This is a genomic window from Burkholderia theae, from assembly GCF_048565265.1.
GTDB lineage: Bacteria > Pseudomonadota > Gammaproteobacteria > Burkholderiales > Burkholderiaceae > Burkholderia > Burkholderia theae.
Map to the genome: position 1 here is coordinate 995,460 of NZ_CP183461.1, position 17,738 is coordinate 1,013,197.

Sequence of the window (17,738 nt, forward strand, 5' to 3'; positions counted from 1 at the left end):
CGGAAAGATCAGTAACGCGGCACGGCCGGATCGACGTCGCGCGACCACGCGTCGATACCGCCCTGCAGGTTGTACAGCTTCGTGAAGCCGCGCGATTCGAGGAACATCGCGACCTGCGCGCTGCGCATGCCGTGATGGCACACGCAGACGATTTCCGCTTCGTCGTCGAGCTCTTCGCTGCGCGCGGGGATCTGCTGCATCGGGATCGATACGCTGCCGGCGATCTGCGCGGTCGCGATTTCCCACGGCTCGCGCACGTCGAGCACGACCGGCGCGGGGCGCGCCGTGTCGCCGAGCCATTCCGCGAGCATCGCGGGTGTCAGGATCTGCATGGAGGCTCCGCCGCTCAGAACTTGAAGCGCGACGGCTCGATCGCGTTGACGAGGTGGTCGATGTAGGTTTCGAACACGTCGGCGACGCGGTACTGCTTGTCGTCGATGCGCGTGATGATCTGCGCCTTCATCACCGGACGGCCGCCGACGAACGCCGACAGGCGGCCGCCGACCTTCAGCTGTTCGAGCATTTCCTGCGGCACGACGGGCAGGCCGCCCGCGACGCAGATCACGTCGTACGGCGCCTTGCCGGCCCAGCCGCGCGAACCGTCGCCGAGCACGACTTCCGCGTTGGTCACGCCGTCGTTGCGGAGGTTGTCTTCCGCGAACTTCGCGATCGCCGGATCGATTTCGACCGCCGTCACGTGCTGCGCGCGATGGGCGAACAGCGCCGCCAGGTAGCCCGAGCCCGCGCCGATCAGCAGCACGTTCTCGTGCTTCTTGACCGTCAGTTCCTGCAGCACGCGCGCTTCGACGCGGGGGAACAGCATCTTGCTGCGGCCGCCGGGCAGCGGCAGTTCGAGGTCGGCGAACGCGATATCGCGGTATTCGGCCGGCACGTAGTTTTCACGCTTGACGATCGACAGCAGGCCCAGGACGTCGAGATCCAGCACGTCCCACGGCCGGATCTGTTGTTCGATCATGTTGAAACGCGCGTTTTCGATATTCATGGTGTGGTCACGCAGCCTGGTCGGCCATCAGCGGGGATAGAGAAACTTCGTGATTGTACCAAACGGGGCGGCCGCCAAGCCTTCAGGCGGCCTGCAACAGACCTTTACCCCTTGCTCTTCTTGATCTGCGCCTCGAATGCGAGGTCGAGCTTGCTCGCCTTGCGCGGCTTTTTGGGGCCGAATTCGTCGACGAACTTGACGAACTCGTCGAGCGGCAGCGGCTCGCAGCGCTTTTCGCTGGTGCCGCCGGAGCGGTCGACGAGATAGAACAGGCCGCCCGCCATCGCGACGGCCGCGAATTGCGGGTTGCCGGAGCGGGTTTTCAGGCGTTCGACCGCGTAGGTCGCTTTGGTGGTGCGCATCGTGCGGGTTCTGGCGGAGCGTGAACTCCACACTGTATCAAACCGGCCGCCCGCGTGCGGCCGGCCAGGGCGTCAGACCGTGCGCGAGTAGCGTTGCCGCGGCGTCTGGCCGAGATACGCGTCGAACGCCATCGCGATGTTGCGCACGACCATCCGGCCGGCCGGATGGATCGTCAGGCGGTCACCCGCGATCGTCAGCAGCCCGTCGCGCTCGAACGGGCGCAGCGCGTCGAGCTCGCGCGCGAAATGATCGGCGAAGCGGATGCCGTGCGCAGCCTCGACATGCGAGAACGGCAGTTCGAGGTTGCACATCAGTTGCGTGATCACGTCGCGGCGCAGCCGGTCGTCGGGCGTGAGCCGCACGCCGCGCGCGATCGGCAGCCGGCCCGCGTCGAGGGCTGCGCCATACGCGGGCAGATCCTTCGCGTTTTGCGCATAGACGTCGCCGACCTTGCCGATCGACGACGCGCCGAACCCGACGAGATCGGTATCCGCGCGCGTGCTGTAGCCCTGGAAATTGCGCTGCAGCGTGCCGTTGCGTTGCGCACGCACGAGCTCGTCGGACGGCCGCGCGAAGTGGTCCATCCCGATGTACACGTAGCCGGCCGACGTCAGCATGTCGATCGCGAGGCCGAGCAGCGCGATGCGCGTGGCGGGCGGCGGCAGCGTCGCGTCGTCGATCTGCCGCTGCATCTTGAACAGGTGCGGCATGTGCGCGTAGCCGAACACCGACAGCCGGTCGGGCGCGAGTTCGATGATCGTTTCGAGCGTGCGTGCGAACACGGCGACCGTCTGGTGCGGCAAGCCGTAGATCAGGTCGACGCTGACCGAATGGAAGCCCGTTGTGCGCGCGGCACGGAGCAGGTCGGCCGTCATCGCGACCGGCTGGATGCGGTTGATCGCCTGCTGCACGACCGGATCGAAATCCTGCACGCCGAGGCTCAGCCGGTTGAAGCCGATCGTGCGCAGGTGCACGAGCGTCGCCGGCGTGACCGTGCGCGGGTCGATCTCGATCGAGAACTCGGCGTCGGCGTCCGGCGCGAGCGCGAAGTGCTCGCGGGTGGCCGCCATCAGCTCGGCCGTTTCGTCGTCGGACAGGAAGGTCGGCGTACCGCCGCCCCAGTGCAGTTGCGTGACGGGACGTGCCGGATCGAACAGCGCGGCCTGCAGCGCCATCTCGCGCTTGAGCTGGTCGAGATACGGGCGCGCGCGGCGGTGGTTGTTGGTCGCGATCTTGTTGCAGCCGCAGTAGAAGCACGCGGTGTTGCAGAACGGGATGTGGACGTACAGCGACAGCTCGCTCGACGATGCGCCGGGGTCGCTGGCCGCGCGCACGTAGTCGGCCGGGTCGAAATCGTCGCGAAACTGCAGCGCGGTGGGGTATGACGTATAGCGCGGCCCGTTCGCGCCGTATTTCGCGAGCAAATCGGGACGGAACATTGTGTCGGCAGAACCAGAACTCATGACGGTCTCGCGCTTTTTAGATGCTTTCGAGTATATAAACGCGCGATTCGGCTGCATTGTGTAATAACGTCGCAGCCGGCGATGGCACAATGCGGGGTGGGGCTGCCGGACACCGCGTCCGGTTGCTGCACCGTTTTGTGTTGTTCGTTCGAGAGAGCCGAGTGTCCGTCGAAATGCCTGTCCGCCCGGCGCCCGCCGTTGTCCCGCCGCCGCATGCGTGCCGCGAGGGCTGCGGCGCGTGCTGCATCGCGCCGTCGATTTCCAGCCCGATTCCGGGCATGCCCGACGGCAAGCCGGCCGGCGTGCGCTGCGTGCAACTCGGCGACGACCTGCGCTGCCAGATTTTCGGCCGGCCCGAGCGGCCTGCATGCTGTTCCGGGCTGCAGCCGTCCGCCGACATGTGCGGCGCGTCGCGCGACGACGCGCTCGCGTGGCTCACGCGCCTCGAGGCCGCGACCCAGCCGTCGCATACAGGAGATTGTTCAGCATGACCGCACCTTGCGCGCCCGGCCGGCGCCGTTTTCTCGCCGTCTCCGTCGGCGCCATCGGCGTGACGCTTTCGCTTGCCGCCTGCGCGTCGACGTTCCCGTTCATCCCCGATCACTACACGTTCTCGCGCGGCGACGTGCAGAAAGCCGTCGCGCGCAAGTTCCCGTACCAGAAGACGGTCGCGCAGGTCGTCGACGTGTCGCTCGCGAACCCGGCCGTCAACCTGCTGCCCGACCAGAACCGCGTCGCCGTGCAGCTCGACGCGCATTTCGCGAGCCCGTTCCTGCGCGCGCCCGTCAGCGGCAAGTTCACCGTGTCGGGCCAGCTCGCGTATGACGCGCCGAGCCGCTCGGTCGTGCTGAAGGCGCCGGCCGTCGACAGCCTCGTGCTCGACGGCGACGCGCAGATGTACGCGCAGCAGGTCGGCGCGGCCGCCGGCCTGCTCGCGACGCAGGTGCTGACCAACTATCCGATCTACACGTTCAAGCCCGAACAACTGCAATTTGCCGGCGTGAACTACGAACCCGGTACAATTACGATTCTTACAAACGGCATACGCGTGGCGATCGTCGAAAAATGACGACGTACCGCGCGCGGCCGGGCGGGCCGCGCGTGGAGAGGTGGCCCTTTCTTACGACCATTTCGGAGTTGGGCCACGAATGGACTGGATCCTGATCTGCAAGGCATTGATCCTCGGCGTCGTCGAGGGGCTGACGGAATTCCTGCCGGTGTCGAGCACCGGCCACCTGATCGTCGCGGGCAGCTTCCTGAATTTCAACGATTCGCACGCAAAGACCTTCGACGTCGTGATCCAGTTCGGCGCGATCCTCGCGGTCTGCTGGGAGTACCGGCAACGGATCGCGTCCATCGTGTCCGGGCTGCCGAGCCGGCCCGACGCGCGGCGCTTCACGCTGAACGTCGTGATCGCGACGATTCCCGCGGTCGCGCTCGGTCTCCTGTTCGAGAAGAAGATCAAGGCCGTGCTGTTCTCGCCGGTGCCCGTCGCGTTCGCGCTCGTCGTCGGCGGCGCGATCATCCTGTGGGCCGAGGCGCGGCAGCGCGAACGCCGCGAGCCGCCGCGCGTATTGTCGGTCGATGCGCTGACGCCGCTCGATGCGCTCAAGGTCGGCCTCGCGCAGTGCTTCGCGCTGGTGCCCGGCATGTCGCGGTCGGGTTCGACGATCATCGGCGGGATGCTGTTCGGCCTCGATCGGCGCGTCGCGACCGAATTCTCGTTCTTCCTCGCGATTCCGATCATCTTCGGCGCGACGCTCTATGAAACCGTCAAGGACTGGCAGGCGTTCACCGTCGATTCGCTCGGCCTGTTCGCACTCGGGCTCGTCGCGGCGTTCGTCAGCGCGTTCGTGTGCGTGCGCTGGCTGCTGCGCTACGTCGCGACGCACGACTTCACGGTGTTCGCGTGGTACCGGATCGCGTTCGGGCTGTTCGTGCTGCTGGTCGGCTACAGCGGCTGGCTGAACTGGGCGTGATGTCAACCCGGAGGCGCGCGGGCTTCCGATAAGGAAACGGCCCGATCGGCAGATGCCGGTCGGGCCGTTTTGTCATCCGGGGCAGGGCGACGTGCGCTGCCGCGGCTCAATGCTTCAGCCTGCGCGCTTGCGGAATACGAGGTCCCACACACCGTGGCCGAGCCGCAGCCCGCGCCGTTCGAACTTCGTCACCGGGCGGTAGTCGGGGCGCGGCGCGTAGTCGGCGGCCGTGTTCTCGAGCGTCGGTTCCGCGCCGAGCACTTCCAGCATCTGTTCCGCGTAGTTTTGCCAGTCGGTCGCGCAATGCAGGTACGCGCCGGGCTTCAGGCGCGACGCGAGATGCGCGACCAGCGGCGGCTGAATCAGCCGGCGCTTGTGGTGACGCGCCTTGTGCCACGGATCGGGGAAGAAGATGTGCACGCCGTCGAGGCTTTCCGGCGCGAGCATGTGCTCGAGCACTTCAACGGCGTCGTGCTGGATGATGCGGATGTTCGGCAGGTTCTGCTCGCCGATCAGCTTCAGCAGCGCGCCGACGCCCGGTTCGTGCACCTCGACGCCGAGGAAGTCGTCGCCGGGCCGGTGCGCGGCGATTTCCGCGGTCGAGGCGCCCATCCCGAAGCCGATCTCGAGGATGCGGGGCGCGCTGCGGCCGAACACCGCATTCCAGTCGGGCATCTCCGGCGCATACGGGACGACGAAGCGCGGGCCGAATTCGTCGAGCGCGCGGCGCTGGCCGGTCGATACGCGGCCTGCGCGCGTGACGAAGCTGCGGATGCGGCGGTGGTGCAGCGGGTTGACTTCGTCGGCGCCGTCGGCGGCTTCGTCGGGAATGGCGTCGTCATGCGGCGGCAGGCCGGCTTCGTTCGGATCGTCGTGCATCATCGGTACAGAGAAAGGCTCGGTTGCGGGCGAGGGCCCGATGCGCGCAGCAGTGCGCGCGGTGAACCGGCACATGGTACAAAAAAGCCGCCTTCGACGAGGCGGCTTATGCGCAGGCTGCCGTGCAGCCGGAAAGTGGAGCGGGCGATGGGAATCGAACCCACGTCATCAGCTTGGGAAGCTGAGGTAATGGCCATTATACGACGCCCGCAGAACGCGCAATTCTACAGGGGTTCGGGTGGGGATGGCAAGCGGGGGATGGTGTACGGTGGCGTAAGGCTATGAACGGCGAGCAGAAGCCGATGTCGGAACACAATTGACGGAAGAACGGAACCCATGATGCTGAACACGCTGACCATGACGCCCGAGCAGGAACTGGATGCGCGCGCCAAAGCGTTCCACCTGCTCAAGAAATGGACCAGCGTTACATTCCTGGATCATGCCGTTGGCCTGTTCCGGGATTTCCTCCGCGCGTATGCGAAGCAATTGGATACGCCGAGCCCAAATCAGGAGGAACTGGAGGCAGCGTACGTCAGCGATTTCCTGAATGCGTTGGCGAGGATGGATCACGGCATTGAGACATTACGGCACGGTGCCGACAAGAGATCGGCTTACGCTGCGCTCATCACGGGTAGCGAGAAGGGCGGTGAGCTTTTGTTTGGGCGGAGTGCAACTGAAATCGGCCGGAAATACGATCCGTTTTTTCATTCACTGGGACTGAAGGACACCAATTTTTCGGACCCGGTGTATGCCACCGGGTTCGCGGAGGGGGTGTGGATCGAGAGATTGATTTGCTATGCGCTCAAGTGCACGGCCGGATTCGGTTATATCGGGATGCTTGCATACGGAACACGTGCGGATGGCGGGACCCGCGTATTTGAGCATTGGACCTATGAATCCATGTTCGAAAATGCGCCCCTTCCGGCTTGGCGGTATTGGCCACCCGGTCGCACCTATCCCGCATCGCTTCCTCCCTGTCCGCCGAAGAACGAATCCGCAAGCGGTGAGATCTACAGCGACCAGGAGATTCCTGTCGAGGGTATCTGGGAGCCGTGGTTTCCGTCCGGCAAGGTGGGCTGTCCGAGCTACTTCCTCAAAGGCAGTATTGCCCACAAGTACCTGTTGGAAGGGTCGAACGACGAGCATGAGGTGCGCTGGCGGCTGCTGTGGGAAGACAAGCGTTACCAGGACGGCAGCATTCCGGCGGAGGAGGAAGCTTACTTCCCCAAGCCTGTCGCGCAACCGAGGCTACGGGTCCTGCCCGGAGAGCCTTGTCCGCGCACCGGCTACTGGCAAAGCCCGGCCGTGAAGGATCCGGTTCATGTCGAGGCCGGGGCGCCTATGCCTGGGCCGCAGCGCACGGCGTGGGGGATGGTCATTTGGCATTATGGAGACCCTCAACCGGACATTTGAATCGTTGCTGAGCCAAGAGGGTAACGGCGCTTCGCGACTTGGTCATGAAGTGCCTGATGACCTATGTCCTGCTCCATCCATCTCCACGCGTGTCTTCGTCCGTTGGCGGCGATGTGGCAAGTGAGGTTGTTTGGGCGCCTGGCAGACGGCTTTGCATTCCCGACGGTGGCCCGTTTCGACGCGCCAGCCGCGCGAACGGAGCAACCGTAACGCGAGGTGGCACACCGTGGCGCCAACGCCGAACGAAACGCGCTGTCCGTGCGCATGCCCGCAGGCCAGTGTCGAAAATAGACGAGTCGGTGTCGGAAGCATACAAGTCCCGGCAACGCTTTCGAACTAACGTGACAAGCCTCTTACACGATCGTTAGTCTGGAGCTGACATGTCCGATTTCATCACCGTTCTTCGCGAAACCTGCCCGATGCCGGTCCTTGACGCGACCAAGTGGAAGCGCATCGGCGGCGATCCGCACACCGTGAACCTCAACGCGTACGTCTCCAAGGACGGCAGCAAGATCATGGGTACCTGGATCTGCACGCCGGGCAAGTTCGAGGTGAACTACGAGAAATGGGAGTACTGCCACTTCCTCGATGGCTACTGCATCATCACACCGGAAGGTGAGAAATCGGTGCACCTGAAAGCCGGTGATGTGTTCGTGATCGAACCCGGCATGAAAGGGACGTGGGAAGTGGTGGAGACGGTGCGCAAATACTTCGTCTTCGCCTGAGCGGGCCGGTAGATTCGAGCCACGATTGTCTTGGTCGCCCTACACCCGCCCGGTTCACGGAGCAGGGAGGCAAGCGGGGGATTCCGGCTCAATAAAACCCGATCCGGTTCGAAAACAGCTCGCCGAGCGTGGTCGCACGCTAGGCCGGCCTTGCCGCCCCGCGCGATCGCGCGGGTGCCGGCAAGACATCGCGCAAGCGCCTATGATGCGGCGATCAGCCAGTCGCGCCGGCCGCCGTGCGTGCATGGCCTGCGAACACCGGACGTTTTCCCGGAACCCCGACCATGCGCATCACCGCGATCCACGAGCAAGCGATTCCCGTCTCCCGCTATGCCGATCCGGCGATTCCATCCGGCGGCCTGACGACGAGTGTCGTTGCAGTCGTGACCGACGTCGTGCGCGATGGCCACCCGGTAACGGGCTACGGCTACGCATCGGTTGGTCGCTTCGCACAGGGTGGCCTGATCCGCGAACGGTTTGCGCCGCGTTTGCTGGCCGCGGCCGACACGCTCGCCGACGAAGCCGGTACGAACCTCGATCCGTTCCGCGCATGGCGCGCGATGATGGCCGGCGAAAAACCCGGCGGACACGGCGAACGATGCGTGGCGGTCGGCACGCTCGACATGGCGATCTGGGACGCCGCCGCGAAAATCGCCGGCCTGCCGCTTCATCGCTTTCTCGCCGATCGGCTCGGGCGTACCGCCGAACCGCGCGTGCGCGTGTATGCGGGCGGCGGCTACCGCTATCCGGATGACGATCTCGCGCGCTTGTCGGACGAGATGCGCCGCATCGTCGATCTCGGCTACACGCACGCGAAGATCAAGATCGGCGGCGCGGATCTCGATCAGGACAGGCGCCGCATCGAAGCCGCCGCTGCTCGGCTTGCCGACCCTTCGCATCTCGCGGTCGACGCGATGAACACGTACGACGCGACGACCGCGCAAGCCGCCGCGACGATGCTCGCACCGTTCGAGCTCTGGTGGTTCGAGGACATTTGCGACCCGCTCGACCTGCCGCTTCACGCGGATGTCGCCGCGCGATACGCACCGCCGATCGCAGCCGGCGAAGCGCTGTTCTCGCTCTCGGAAGCGAAGCTGCTCGACCGTTACGGCGGGCTGCGTGACGACCGCGACGTGCTCGTGTTCGATCCCGTGCATTGCTACGGGCTGCCGGGTTATCTGCAGATCGTCGAGCACTTCGTGTCGCGCGGCTGGCGGCGCGATGCGTTCTGGCCGCATGGCGGCCACCTGTTCTCGCTGCACGTCGTGGCGGCGCTCGGGCTCGGCGGCGCAGAGGTCAATCCGTTCGCATTCCATCCGTTCAGCGGACTGGCCGATGGCGCAACCGTCGACGCCGGTTACGCGACCGTACCGCAGGCGCCGGGTATCGGCTTCGAGCTTCATCGCGAAGCGCACGACGCGTTTCGCAACGTAGCGGAGCGCTGACGACTAAAGCGCGTCGATCGCGAATCGAATCGCGAAGCCGAGCATCATCACTGCAACGAAGCCATCGAGCACACGCCATGCGAGCGTGCGAGCAAACCACGCACGGCACGCGCGTGCGCCATAGGCGAGCATCAGGAACCACGCGAGCGAAGCCGTCATCGCGCCGATCGCAAACGGCATGCGTGCGGACGGCGTGTGGCTCACGATCACGGTGCCGAGCAGCAGCACGGTGTCGATCCACGCATATGGATTGAGCAGCGAAACGGCGGCGGTCGCGAGTACCGTGCGTGCCCGCGTGGGCTCGCTGCCGGCGCGTGAACCGTCGACATGCCCGGGCTGCCGTCTGACGATCGCCGAGCGCAGCGCGAGCAGGCCATAACCGGCGAGATACGCAATGCCGGCCCATAACGCCGCCGACACCACGCCGGGATGCCTCGACAGCAGCGACGACAACCCCTGCGCGCCGAGCGCGATCAGCAGCGCGTCGCTGCCTGCGCAGACGAGGGCAATGGAGAGCAGATGAGGGCTCGAGATCGAGCGCTTGATGACGAATGCGTCCTTCGGGCCGACCGACGTGAACAGGCCGGCGCCAAGCAGCAGGCCTTCGATGAAGGCGGAGGTGTCGAGCACGAGCGGGCCGACAACCTCTTAAGCTGAACCGGTGATGGTTACGATGGGAGCAACGTTAAGGGGCGCCGAGGGGCGTTGTCAATGCCCCCGGCGCCGCGCCGGTCACGCGCGGCCGGGATGACCGTCCGCCCACTCCGGCCGCCGCCCGAGCGCGTCGAACAACCGCACGATCTCGGCCTTCACCTTCTGCACCGCGTTGCTGACGAGCGCCGTATCGTGCCAGCACAGCGACAGGTCGCGCGCGAACAGCCGGTGCGCGACCGTCGACAGTTTGAGCTTGCGTTCCTCGATTTCGACGTGCGCGGCCGTCCACGGCAGGATGGTCACGCCGAGCTGCGCCATCACCGCCGCGAACAGCAGCCCGGTCGAGCTCGCCTCGAAGCTGATCTCGTACGACAGCCCGGCCTCGCGCATCGCCCAGTCGACGCGGTTGCGGATCGTGTTCGGCGCGCTCGGCAGCACGAGCGGCATGCGCGCGATCGCGTCGAGCGGCACAGGATCGTCCGGCACCGGAAACCCGGGCCACGTGATCAGGTACAGCGTTTCCGTCAGCAGCCGGTGGATCGCGATGCCGCGCGTGTCGACCGCGTCGACGACGATCGCGAGATCGAGCCGCGTGCGTTCGAGCAGCGTGTCGAGATCGGCGCTCGGCGCCTCGATCAGCTCCAGCATGATGCCCGGATAACGGTCGCGCACCGCGCGTGCGAGCGGAATGGCCAGCACGCGCGCGGTGCTCGACGGCATGCCGACCGTCACGCGGCCCTGCGGCGTTTCGGCGTCGCGGCGCAGCAGCTCGCGCGTGCCGTCGGCCTGGCGCAGCAGTTCGAGCGCGTGCTGGTACAGCGTGCGGCCCGCGGCGGTCGGCGCGACGCCGCGCACGCTCCGTTCGAGCAACTGCATCTCGAGATCCCGTTCGAGATTGCGCACCTGCTGGCTCACTGCGGGCTGCGCGACATGCAGCGCCTCGCTCGCATGCGTGACGTTGCCGCATTCGACGACCTTCACGAAATAGCGCAACTGTCTCAAGTCCATCGCCGCCGTCTCCCCGATTCAAGCCATAAGCCAATCCGATCGAGCAAGATGAATATCATATTTTTCTCCGATCGATGGTGTTTCTATACTCGTCTCACAAAAGAGCCAGCCTGCCGGCCATCCCGGACCGGACGCGGCAAAAGTGCCGGCCGCGCCGGCAAGGAGACGAAGATGTTCAAGGCGATCGACGCGCCGGCGGCCGGCGCGAAGCCACGGCGCACGCCGCTCACGCGCGAGCAGGTCAAGGGCTTCTGGGCCGTGTACGCGGGCTGGGTGCTCGACGGCGTGGACTCGGTGATCTACGCGCTCGTGCTGATTCCCGCGCTGACCGAACTGCTGCCGGCATCCGGCATCGCGGCGACGCCCGCGAATCTCGGGATGTACGGCTCGATCCTGTTCGCGCTGTTCCTGATCGGCTGGGGGCTGTCGTTCATCTGGGGGCCGCTCGCCGACCGCTTCGGCCGCGTGCGTACGCTCGCCGCGAGCATCCTGATCTATTCGGTGTTCACCGGCGCGGCCGCATTCGTGCACGACGTATGGGCGCTGGCCGCGTGCCGGCTGCTCGCCGGGATCGGCGTCGGCGGCGAATGGGCGCTCGCGGGCACCTACGTCGCCGAGAGCTGGCCGGAAGACCGCCGCAAGATGGGCGCCGGCTACCTGCAGACGGGTTACTACTTCGGCTTCTTCATCGCGGCCTGCCTGAACTACACGATCGGCGCGACCTACGGCTGGCGCGCGATGTTCCTGTGCGGGCTCGCTCCCGCGCTGCTCGCGGTGTTCACCGTGATGCGCGTGAAGGAACCGGGGCAGTGGCGCCGGCACGACGCGCGCGACGGCGACGTGGCCGACGCGCGGCGCGCCCATCCGCTGCGCGAGATCTTCGCGCCGGCCTTCCTGCGCCGCACGCTGACGAGCGCGAGCCTCGTCGGCGTCGCGATCGTCGGGCTGTGGGCCGGCTCCGTCTACGAGGCGAGCGCGGTCACCACGCTGGCGGCGCGCGCGGGCATCGACCACCTCGGCGCGCTGCGGCTCGCGTCGGTTGGCGCGGCGATCCTGTCGTGCGCGACGATCGCCGGTTGCCTGGTCGCGCCGTGGCTCTCGGAGCGGCTCGGCCGCCGCACGGCGCTCGGCGTGTATTTCGCGGGCATGGCCGGTGCGATCGTGTTCGCGTTCGGCTGGGCGTTCTACCAGCCGAACGGGCTCACGGCATTCATGGTTTCGCTCGCGTTCCTTGGCTTCTTCGGCGGCAACTTCGCGATCTTCTCGCTGTGGCTGCCCGAGCAGTATCCGACACGTGTGCGGGCTACCGCGTTCGCGTTCAACGCGTCGGTCGGCCGCTTCATCGGCGCGGGCGTGAACTTCCTGCTCGGCGCCGCGATTCACGGCTACGGTTCGCTCGGCGTGCCGGTCGCGTGGACCGCGGCCGTGTTCGGGCTCGGCATCCTGATCCTGCCGTTCGCGGTCGAAACGCGTCATCAGACGTTGCCCGAATGAGCGGCGCGCCGCGATCGTTCGGCAACACGCAACATCCAGTCAAGCAATATCAGGAGTCCGGAATGAAGGCATTACAAGGAATCAGGGTCGTCGATCTGAGTCGCGCGCTGTCGGGGCCGTTCTGCTCGATGGTGCTCGCCGATCTCGGCGCCGACGTGATCAAGGTCGAGTCGGGACCGAACGGCGACATGAGCCGCGCATGGGGGCCGTTCGATCGCGGCGTGAGCACGTACTACCTGTCCTGCAACCGTAACAAGCGCGGCATCTGCGTGGATTTCCGGCAGCCGGCGGGCATCGACGTCGTGCGCCGGCTGATCGCGCAGGCCGACGTCGTGATCGAGAATTTCAAGGCTGGCACGATGGACGCGATGGGGCTCGGTTATGCCGCGCTCAGCGCGCGCGATCCGCGGCTCGTGATGGGCAGCGTCACCGCGTTCGGCCCGCGCGGCCCGCTGCGCGACTGGCCGGGCTTCGACCAGATCGCGCAGGGTTATGCGGGGCTGATGAGTCTCACCGGTTTTCCCGATGGCGAGCCGACCCGCACCGGCACCGCGATCGGCGATCTCAGCTCGGGGATGTGGGTCGCGACCGGCGTGCTGGCCGCGCTGTTCGAGCGCGAGCGCACGGGGCGCGGCCAGCATGTGGGCACGTCGCTGCTCGAAAGCCTCGTCGCGCTGCTGAGCGTGCACGGCCAACGCTACCTGAACCTCGGCGACGTGCCGCGCCGCACCGGCAATGCGCATGCGGTGATCGCGCCGTACGGCGTGTTCGAGACGGCCGACGGGCCGCTCAACCTCGCGCCGATCACGACCGACATGTGGTTGCGGCTGTGTCAGTTGCTGGAGCTGCCCGACCTGCCGAACGATCCGCGTTTCGCGACCAACGACGCGCGCGTCGAGCACCGCGACGCCCTGAAGGCGCTGCTCGAAAGCCGGCTGCGCACGCGCGGCAAGCGCGAATGGACGCAGCGTTTCGTCGAAGCCGGGCTGCCGGCCGGGCCGATCAACACGCTCGACGAAGTGTTCGCCGATCCGCAGCTCGCGCATTGCGGGCTGGTCGAGCCGGTCGCGCATCCGACGCTCGGGAAATTGCGCCAGGTCGTCACGCCGCTCGGCGGGATGGGCGACGACATGCCGGCGCCGCGCACGCGCCATGCGCCGCCGCTGCTCGGCGAGCATACGGTCGACGTGCTGCGCGAGGCCGGCTACGATGACGGCGCGATCGATGCGCTGCTGGCCGGGCGCGCGATTTTTCAGGCGGAAGCGGTGGCGGAGGCGGTGCAATGACCGACATATCGAAACAGGAACGCGCGTCGAGCGTGACGGTCGACATGGTCGACGAGCGGATCGCGCGTGTACGCTTCTCGAATCCGGCGCGGCGTCACGCGCTCGACGCGCCGTTGCTCGATGCGCTGGTCGCGCGTCTCGATGCGCTGGCCGAGCACCGTCCGCCGCCCGTCGTGATCCTGTCGAACGACGGCAGCGGCGACGTGTGGAGCGCCGGGCACGACCTGCGCGAGCTGGCCGACGACCGCGACCCGCTCGCATACGGCAAGCCGCTCGAACGCGCGCTGCGACGTGTGCGCACTTATCCGGGTGCAGTGATCGCGGCCGTGGCGGGGTCGGCGTGGGGTGGGGCGGTCGATCTCGTGATGAGTTGCGACCTCGTCGTCGCGGCGCGCGATGCGTGTTTCGCGATGACGCCCGCGAACATCGGGCTGCCGTATTCGACGAGCGGCCTGCTGCGTTTCTACGACAACCTGCCGATCCACGTGCTGAAGGAGATGTTCTTCTGCGCGCAGCCGCTCGATGCGGAGCGCGCCGCGCATCACGGGCTCGTGAACCGGCTGGCCGAAGCGGGCGGCGTCGACGATGCGGCGCTCGACGTTGCGCGCACGATTGCGGCGAAAGCGCCGCTCGCGGTGTACGCCGTGAAGGAGCAGTTGCGCGTGCTGCAGGACGCGCGACCGTTGCCTGCCGACGCGTTCGAACGGATTACCGAGCTGCGCCGGCACGCGTGCGAAGGCGCGGATTTCGACGAAGGGCTGCGCGCGTTTGCGGAGCGCCGCGCGCCGGTATTCAACGGCGCCTAGGCGTCCGGATGTTCGAGCGGCGGCGTGCGCTACGCGCCGCCGATCGCATGCACGCCGACGAGCAGCAGCGCGCCCACGGCAATCAGCAGCAGCGCGTGAAAGCGCGTATACATCACGCACAGCGTCGACGCGATCGCGATCGCGCGCGCGGCCCATCCGCCGTCGAGCGCCTGCAGCAGCACCCACACCGACGCGAGGATCATGCCGGCCGCGACCGGGCGCAGGCCGGCTTCGAGCGCGATCTGCCAGCGCGCGCCCTGGTGCCGCCGCCACAGGTGCGCGATGCCATAAATCAGGAACGCGGTCGGCCCGAACAGCGCGAGGGTCGCGATCACCGCCCCCCAGAAGCCCGCCACCTGCCAGCCGATCAGCGTCGCCAGCAGCGAGCCGGGGCCCGGCGCCATCCGCGCGATCGCGAAGTCGTTCACGAATTGCGTGGCGGTCATCCAGTGATGCACGTCGACGACCTGCCGCTGGATGTCGGCGATGATCGCCTGTCCGCCGCCGATCGTCGCGATCGACAGCGGCGCGAACACGCCGAACAGCGCGGCGTAGCGCTGCGATGTGGTCATGGTGTGTCGCTCCCGGCCGGCGCGGCGGCGCGGCGGTATTCGAGCGCGACGCTCAGTGCGCCGCCGATCAGCACGGTCCACACGAGCGGCCAGTGCAGCACGGCAACCGACACGAAGGTGAGCGCCATCACCGCGAACGGCAGCGCGCGGCGCGGCAGCCGGCGCACGGCCGTGATCGCCATCGAGATCGACAACCCGATCGCCGCGGCTGCCGCGCCAGCGAGCGCGACATGCGTGAGCGGGAAGCGCGTGAGGGTCGAGAACGCGATACCGAACAGGACGATCAGCACGGCCGGCGGCGCGATGATGCCGGTGAAGCCGGCCACCGCGCCGCGCCATCCGGCGAGCCGGTAGCCGATCCAGATCGCGAGGTTCTTCACGTTGACGCCCGGCAACGCCTGCGACAACGCGAGGCCGTTGAGGAACGCTTCTTCGTCGAGCCAGCGCCGTTCATACACGAAGTCGCGCATCATCCGCCCGCTCAGCCCGCCGCCGAAGCTGGTCAGGCCGATCTGCGCGAACGCGACGAAGAGGGCGAGGATGCCGGGCGGCGGCGCATCGCCTGCGGGCGGCGCCGGCGGGGTGGGTGCGGAGGGCGGGGGCATCGGTCAGGCGGCGCGTGGCGATTGGGCGGGCGCCCATGTTAGCAAGCGGCACCTGTCAGCACGCTGACATCGGTGCGGTGCCGGCATGCCGAACACCCGCGGTCGATTCGGCGAGCACGACCGGGCGTCGTTACGCGCGCACGACCGTCACGCCTGCCGCCTCGATCGGCTTCGTCAGCGCGGCGTCGGTCTCCTTCTCGACCACGACGGTTTGCGCAAGCGTGAGGTCGCCGATCACGAATTGCGACGCCGCGCGCAGTTTCGACTGCGACGCGAGCACGACCGTCTCGGCCGCGCGTCCGGCCAGCGCGCGCTTGATCGCCGCTTCCTCGAAATCGCCGGTGCTCAGCCCCGCGACCGGATGCACACCCGTGACGCCCATGAAGTACAGGTCCGCATGGATGCGCGCAATGCCTTCCATCGCCGCGGCGCCGACGGCCACGATCGAATGCTTGTAGAGCCGCCCGCCGATCAGGATCACGTCGATCGACGGATGCGCGGCCAGCGCGACCGCCACGCTCGGACTGTGCGTGACGATCGTCGCGCGCAGGTCGGCCGGCAACTGGCTGACCAGCAGCGCCGAGGTCGTGCCGCCGTCGACGATCGCCACTTGCCCGGGCGCGATCATCTCCGCCGCGCGGCGCGCGATGCGGCGCTTTTCCGCCGTTTCGATGGCCTCGCGCTGCGCGAACGGCGCGACGGCCGGCGACGCCGGCAGCGCGCCGCCATGCACGCGCTGCAACAGGCCTTCGGCCGCCAGCTCGCGCAGGTCGCGCCGGATCGTGTCTTCCGACACGCCGTATTGCGTACTCAGTTCGACCGCCAGCACCTGGCCGTCGCGCGTGAGCGCATCGAGGATTGCTTTCTTGCGTTGCGTCGTCAGCATCGTGTTTGCACGAAAATTCTTGAAGTTGCACGAATATGCACGTTACCATGGGCGCCGTCTTTTGTCGAATGGGAGGTCGTGATGGCTGCAACGCGGGACCGTGTCCGCATCGTCGATACGACGGTGCTGTCCGATGACTGGTATGTGCTGAAGAAGGTGACGTTCGATTTCCTGCGCCGCGACGGAACGTGGCAGCGCCTAAGCCGCGAGACCTACGATCGCGGCAATGGCGCGACCATCCTGCTGCGCAACGCCGGCACGGGCGACGTGCTGCTGACGCGGCAGTTCCGGATGCCGGCGTTCGTCAGCGGGCACGACGGCATGCTGCTCGAGGCCGCGGCCGGCCTGCTCGACGATGCGACGCCCGAAGCGCGCATCCGCGCGGAGGCCGAGGAGGAGACCGGCTATCGCGTGCGCGGCGTGCGCAAGGTGTTCGAGGCGTTCATGAGCCCGGGCTCCGTCACGGAGAAGCTGCATTTCTTCGTCGGCGAATACGATGCGTCGCTGCGCACCGGCGACGGCGGCGGCGTCGCGGACGAGGGCGAGGATCTCGAGGTCGTCGAGATGCCGTTGCAGGCCGCGCTGGATGCGGTCGAGCGCGGCGAGATCGTCGACGCGAAGACGATCATGCTGCTGCAGTACGTCGCGCTGCGGGAAACCGCCGGCGCGCGCACGGCATGACGCCGCTGCTCGTGCTGGTTGCCGGCCCGTATCGCAGCGGCACGGACGGCGACCCCGCGCGCATCGCCGCGAACCTGCACCGGCTGGAAGCGGCGGCGCTCACCGTGTATCGGCGCGGGCACGTCCCGATGATCGGCGAGTGGGTGTCGCTGCCGCTCGCCGCCGCGGCCGGGTCGCGGCAGGTCGGCGACGCAATCAGCGAGGCGTTCCTGTATCCGGCCGCGCATCGGCTGCTGCGGCGCTGCGATGCGGTATGGCGGATCGACGGCGCGTCGCGCGGGGCGGACGCAGATGTCAGTCTCGCGCGCAGCCTCGGCAAGCCGGTCTATTTCGCGGCCGACGAGATTCCGGTTGCGCACGACGATTCGGATAGCTGAGCAGCCGGGGAGGCGTCGGCCGGGGTGTCGCCGGTGGCTCTCCGGATCGCGCCGACGCCTGCGTCGCCGGCGGCCGGACGTGCGCGGCGTCATGGCGTT

21 protein-coding genes and 1 tRNA gene are annotated in these 17,738 nt (G+C 67.4%); 11 read left to right on the forward strand and 11 right to left on the reverse strand.

The window, feature by feature from the left end; genetic code table 11:
• Positions 1-8: 8 nt before the first annotated feature.
• The 4 genes from ACN22W_RS04610 to hemN all read right to left on the reverse strand — a co-directional run bounded on the left by ACN22W_RS04610 (position 9) and on the right by hemN (position 2,829).
• A complete protein-coding gene (locus ACN22W_RS04610; protein WP_048251492.1) occupies positions 9-332 on the reverse strand; it encodes a rhodanese-like domain-containing protein in 324 nt (107 codons plus the stop codon).
• Between the two features lie 14 nt (positions 333-346).
• Complete coding sequence (locus tag ACN22W_RS04615; RefSeq protein ID WP_048251491.1) at positions 347-1,003, reverse strand: protein-L-isoaspartate O-methyltransferase family protein; 657 nt, start codon at positions 1,001-1,003, stop codon at positions 347-349.
• 104 nt (positions 1,004-1,107) lie between these two features.
• Positions 1,108-1,365 (reverse strand): hypothetical protein, encoded by a 258-nt coding sequence (locus ACN22W_RS04620; protein ID WP_048251490.1) that lies wholly within the window; start codon positions 1,363-1,365, stop codon positions 1,108-1,110.
• Between the two features lie 72 nt (positions 1,366-1,437).
• Positions 1,438-2,829 carry an oxygen-independent coproporphyrinogen III oxidase gene (hemN, locus tag ACN22W_RS04625; RefSeq protein ID WP_419686507.1) on the reverse strand — a complete coding sequence of 464 codons (1,392 nt, stop codon included), beginning with the start codon at positions 2,827-2,829 and terminating at the stop codon, positions 1,438-1,440.
• A 173-nt stretch (positions 2,830-3,002) separates the two neighbouring features.
• Here hemN and ACN22W_RS04630 point away from each other — a divergent pair, with 173 nt between their 5' ends.
• The 3 genes from ACN22W_RS04630 (at position 3,003) to ACN22W_RS04640 (ending at position 4,808) form a co-directional block, all read left to right on the forward strand.
• Positions 3,003-3,320, forward strand: coding sequence for a YkgJ family cysteine cluster protein (locus tag ACN22W_RS04630; RefSeq protein WP_419687369.1), 318 nt, complete (start codon positions 3,003-3,005; stop codon positions 3,318-3,320).
• The gene (locus ACN22W_RS04635; protein WP_048251488.1) at positions 3,317-3,898 is read left to right on the forward strand and encodes a DUF1439 domain-containing protein; all 582 of its coding nucleotides are present in this window, start codon (positions 3,317-3,319) and stop codon (positions 3,896-3,898) included. Before ACN22W_RS04630 ends, ACN22W_RS04635 begins: the two co-directional genes overlap by 4 nt.
• A gap of 79 nt (positions 3,899-3,977) precedes the next feature.
• Positions 3,978-4,808: an undecaprenyl-diphosphate phosphatase gene (locus ACN22W_RS04640; RefSeq protein WP_419686508.1), complete on the forward strand. Its 831-nt coding sequence runs from the start codon at positions 3,978-3,980 to the stop codon at positions 4,806-4,808.
• Positions 4,809-4,922: 114 nt separating this feature from the next.
• Here the strand turns inward: ACN22W_RS04640 and trmB are convergent, their stop codons facing one another.
• Both trmB and ACN22W_RS04650 read right to left on the reverse strand, forming a co-directional pair.
• Positions 4,923-5,690, reverse strand: a complete 768-nt coding sequence (gene trmB / locus ACN22W_RS04645; RefSeq protein ID WP_048251486.1) for a tRNA (guanosine(46)-N7)-methyltransferase TrmB — start codon at positions 5,688-5,690, stop codon at positions 4,923-4,925.
• 133 nt (positions 5,691-5,823) lie between these two features.
• A tRNA-Gly gene (locus tag ACN22W_RS04650) sits at positions 5,824-5,898 on the reverse strand.
• 128 nt (positions 5,899-6,026) lie between these two features.
• Between ACN22W_RS04650 and ACN22W_RS04655 the strand changes: the two genes are divergently transcribed.
• The 3 genes from ACN22W_RS04655 to ACN22W_RS04665 all read left to right on the forward strand — a co-directional run bounded on the left by ACN22W_RS04655 (position 6,027) and on the right by ACN22W_RS04665 (position 9,270).
• Positions 6,027-7,100, forward strand: coding sequence for an Imm72 family immunity protein (locus ACN22W_RS04655; protein ID WP_419686509.1), 1,074 nt, complete (start codon positions 6,027-6,029; stop codon positions 7,098-7,100).
• A 380-nt stretch (positions 7,101-7,480) separates the two neighbouring features.
• A complete protein-coding gene (locus ACN22W_RS04660; protein ID WP_129513912.1) occupies positions 7,481-7,825 on the forward strand; it encodes a cupin domain-containing protein in 345 nt (114 codons plus the stop codon).
• Between the two features lie 284 nt (positions 7,826-8,109).
• Entirely contained in the window at positions 8,110-9,270 is a 1,161-nt protein-coding gene (locus ACN22W_RS04665) for an enolase C-terminal domain-like protein (protein ID WP_419686510.1), read from the forward strand.
• A gap of 3 nt (positions 9,271-9,273) precedes the next feature.
• Here ACN22W_RS04665 and ACN22W_RS04670 read toward each other — a convergent pair whose 3' ends face one another.
• Together ACN22W_RS04670 and ACN22W_RS04675 are read right to left on the reverse strand one after the other, a co-directional pair.
• Positions 9,274-9,900 carry a LysE/ArgO family amino acid transporter gene (locus ACN22W_RS04670; protein WP_419686511.1) on the reverse strand — a complete coding sequence of 209 codons (627 nt, stop codon included), beginning with the start codon at positions 9,898-9,900 and terminating at the stop codon, positions 9,274-9,276.
• 102 nt (positions 9,901-10,002) lie between these two features.
• Positions 10,003-10,932: a LysR substrate-binding domain-containing protein gene (locus ACN22W_RS04675; protein ID WP_419686512.1), complete on the reverse strand. Its 930-nt coding sequence runs from the start codon at positions 10,930-10,932 to the stop codon at positions 10,003-10,005.
• A gap of 171 nt (positions 10,933-11,103) precedes the next feature.
• Between ACN22W_RS04675 and ACN22W_RS04680 the strand changes: the two genes are divergently transcribed.
• The 3 genes from ACN22W_RS04680 to scpB all read left to right on the forward strand — a co-directional run bounded on the left by ACN22W_RS04680 (position 11,104) and on the right by scpB (position 14,518).
• The gene (locus ACN22W_RS04680) at positions 11,104-12,426 is read left to right on the forward strand and encodes an MFS transporter (protein WP_419686514.1); all 1,323 of its coding nucleotides are present in this window, start codon (positions 11,104-11,106) and stop codon (positions 12,424-12,426) included.
• 62 nt (positions 12,427-12,488) lie between these two features.
• Complete coding sequence (locus ACN22W_RS04685) at positions 12,489-13,712, forward strand: CaiB/BaiF CoA transferase family protein (protein WP_419686515.1); 1,224 nt, start codon at positions 12,489-12,491, stop codon at positions 13,710-13,712.
• Positions 13,709-14,518 (forward strand): methylmalonyl-CoA decarboxylase, encoded by an 810-nt coding sequence (gene scpB, locus ACN22W_RS04690; protein WP_419686517.1) that lies wholly within the window; start codon positions 13,709-13,711, stop codon positions 14,516-14,518. The genes ACN22W_RS04685 and scpB overlap by 4 nt, the downstream gene beginning before the upstream one ends.
• Positions 14,519-14,547: 29 nt before the next feature.
• On the opposite strand, the gene ACN22W_RS04695 is transcribed toward scpB, so the two are convergent.
• The 3 genes from ACN22W_RS04695 to ACN22W_RS04705 all read right to left on the reverse strand — a co-directional run bounded on the left by ACN22W_RS04695 (position 14,548) and on the right by ACN22W_RS04705 (position 16,581).
• The gene (locus ACN22W_RS04695) at positions 14,548-15,090 is read right to left on the reverse strand and encodes a chromate transporter (protein ID WP_419686519.1); all 543 of its coding nucleotides are present in this window, start codon (positions 15,088-15,090) and stop codon (positions 14,548-14,550) included.
• Positions 15,087-15,695 carry a chromate transporter gene (locus tag ACN22W_RS04700; protein ID WP_419686522.1) on the reverse strand — a complete coding sequence of 203 codons (609 nt, stop codon included), beginning with the start codon at positions 15,693-15,695 and terminating at the stop codon, positions 15,087-15,089. Before ACN22W_RS04700 ends, ACN22W_RS04695 begins: the two co-directional genes overlap by 4 nt.
• Positions 15,696-15,825: 130 nt before the next feature.
• Entirely contained in the window at positions 15,826-16,581 is a 756-nt protein-coding gene (locus ACN22W_RS04705) for a DeoR/GlpR family DNA-binding transcription regulator (protein WP_419686524.1), read from the reverse strand.
• An 81-nt stretch (positions 16,582-16,662) separates the two neighbouring features.
• On the opposite strand from ACN22W_RS04705, the gene ACN22W_RS04710 reads away from it, so the two are divergent.
• Both ACN22W_RS04710 and ACN22W_RS04715 read left to right on the forward strand, forming a co-directional pair.
• Entirely contained in the window at positions 16,663-17,262 is a 600-nt protein-coding gene (locus tag ACN22W_RS04710) for an NUDIX domain-containing protein (protein ID WP_419686525.1), read from the forward strand.
• A complete protein-coding gene (locus ACN22W_RS04715; RefSeq protein WP_419686527.1) occupies positions 17,259-17,639 on the forward strand; it encodes a DUF4406 domain-containing protein in 381 nt (126 codons plus the stop codon). Before ACN22W_RS04710 ends, ACN22W_RS04715 begins: the two co-directional genes overlap by 4 nt.
• The last annotated feature ends 99 nt before the right edge of the window (positions 17,640-17,738 follow it).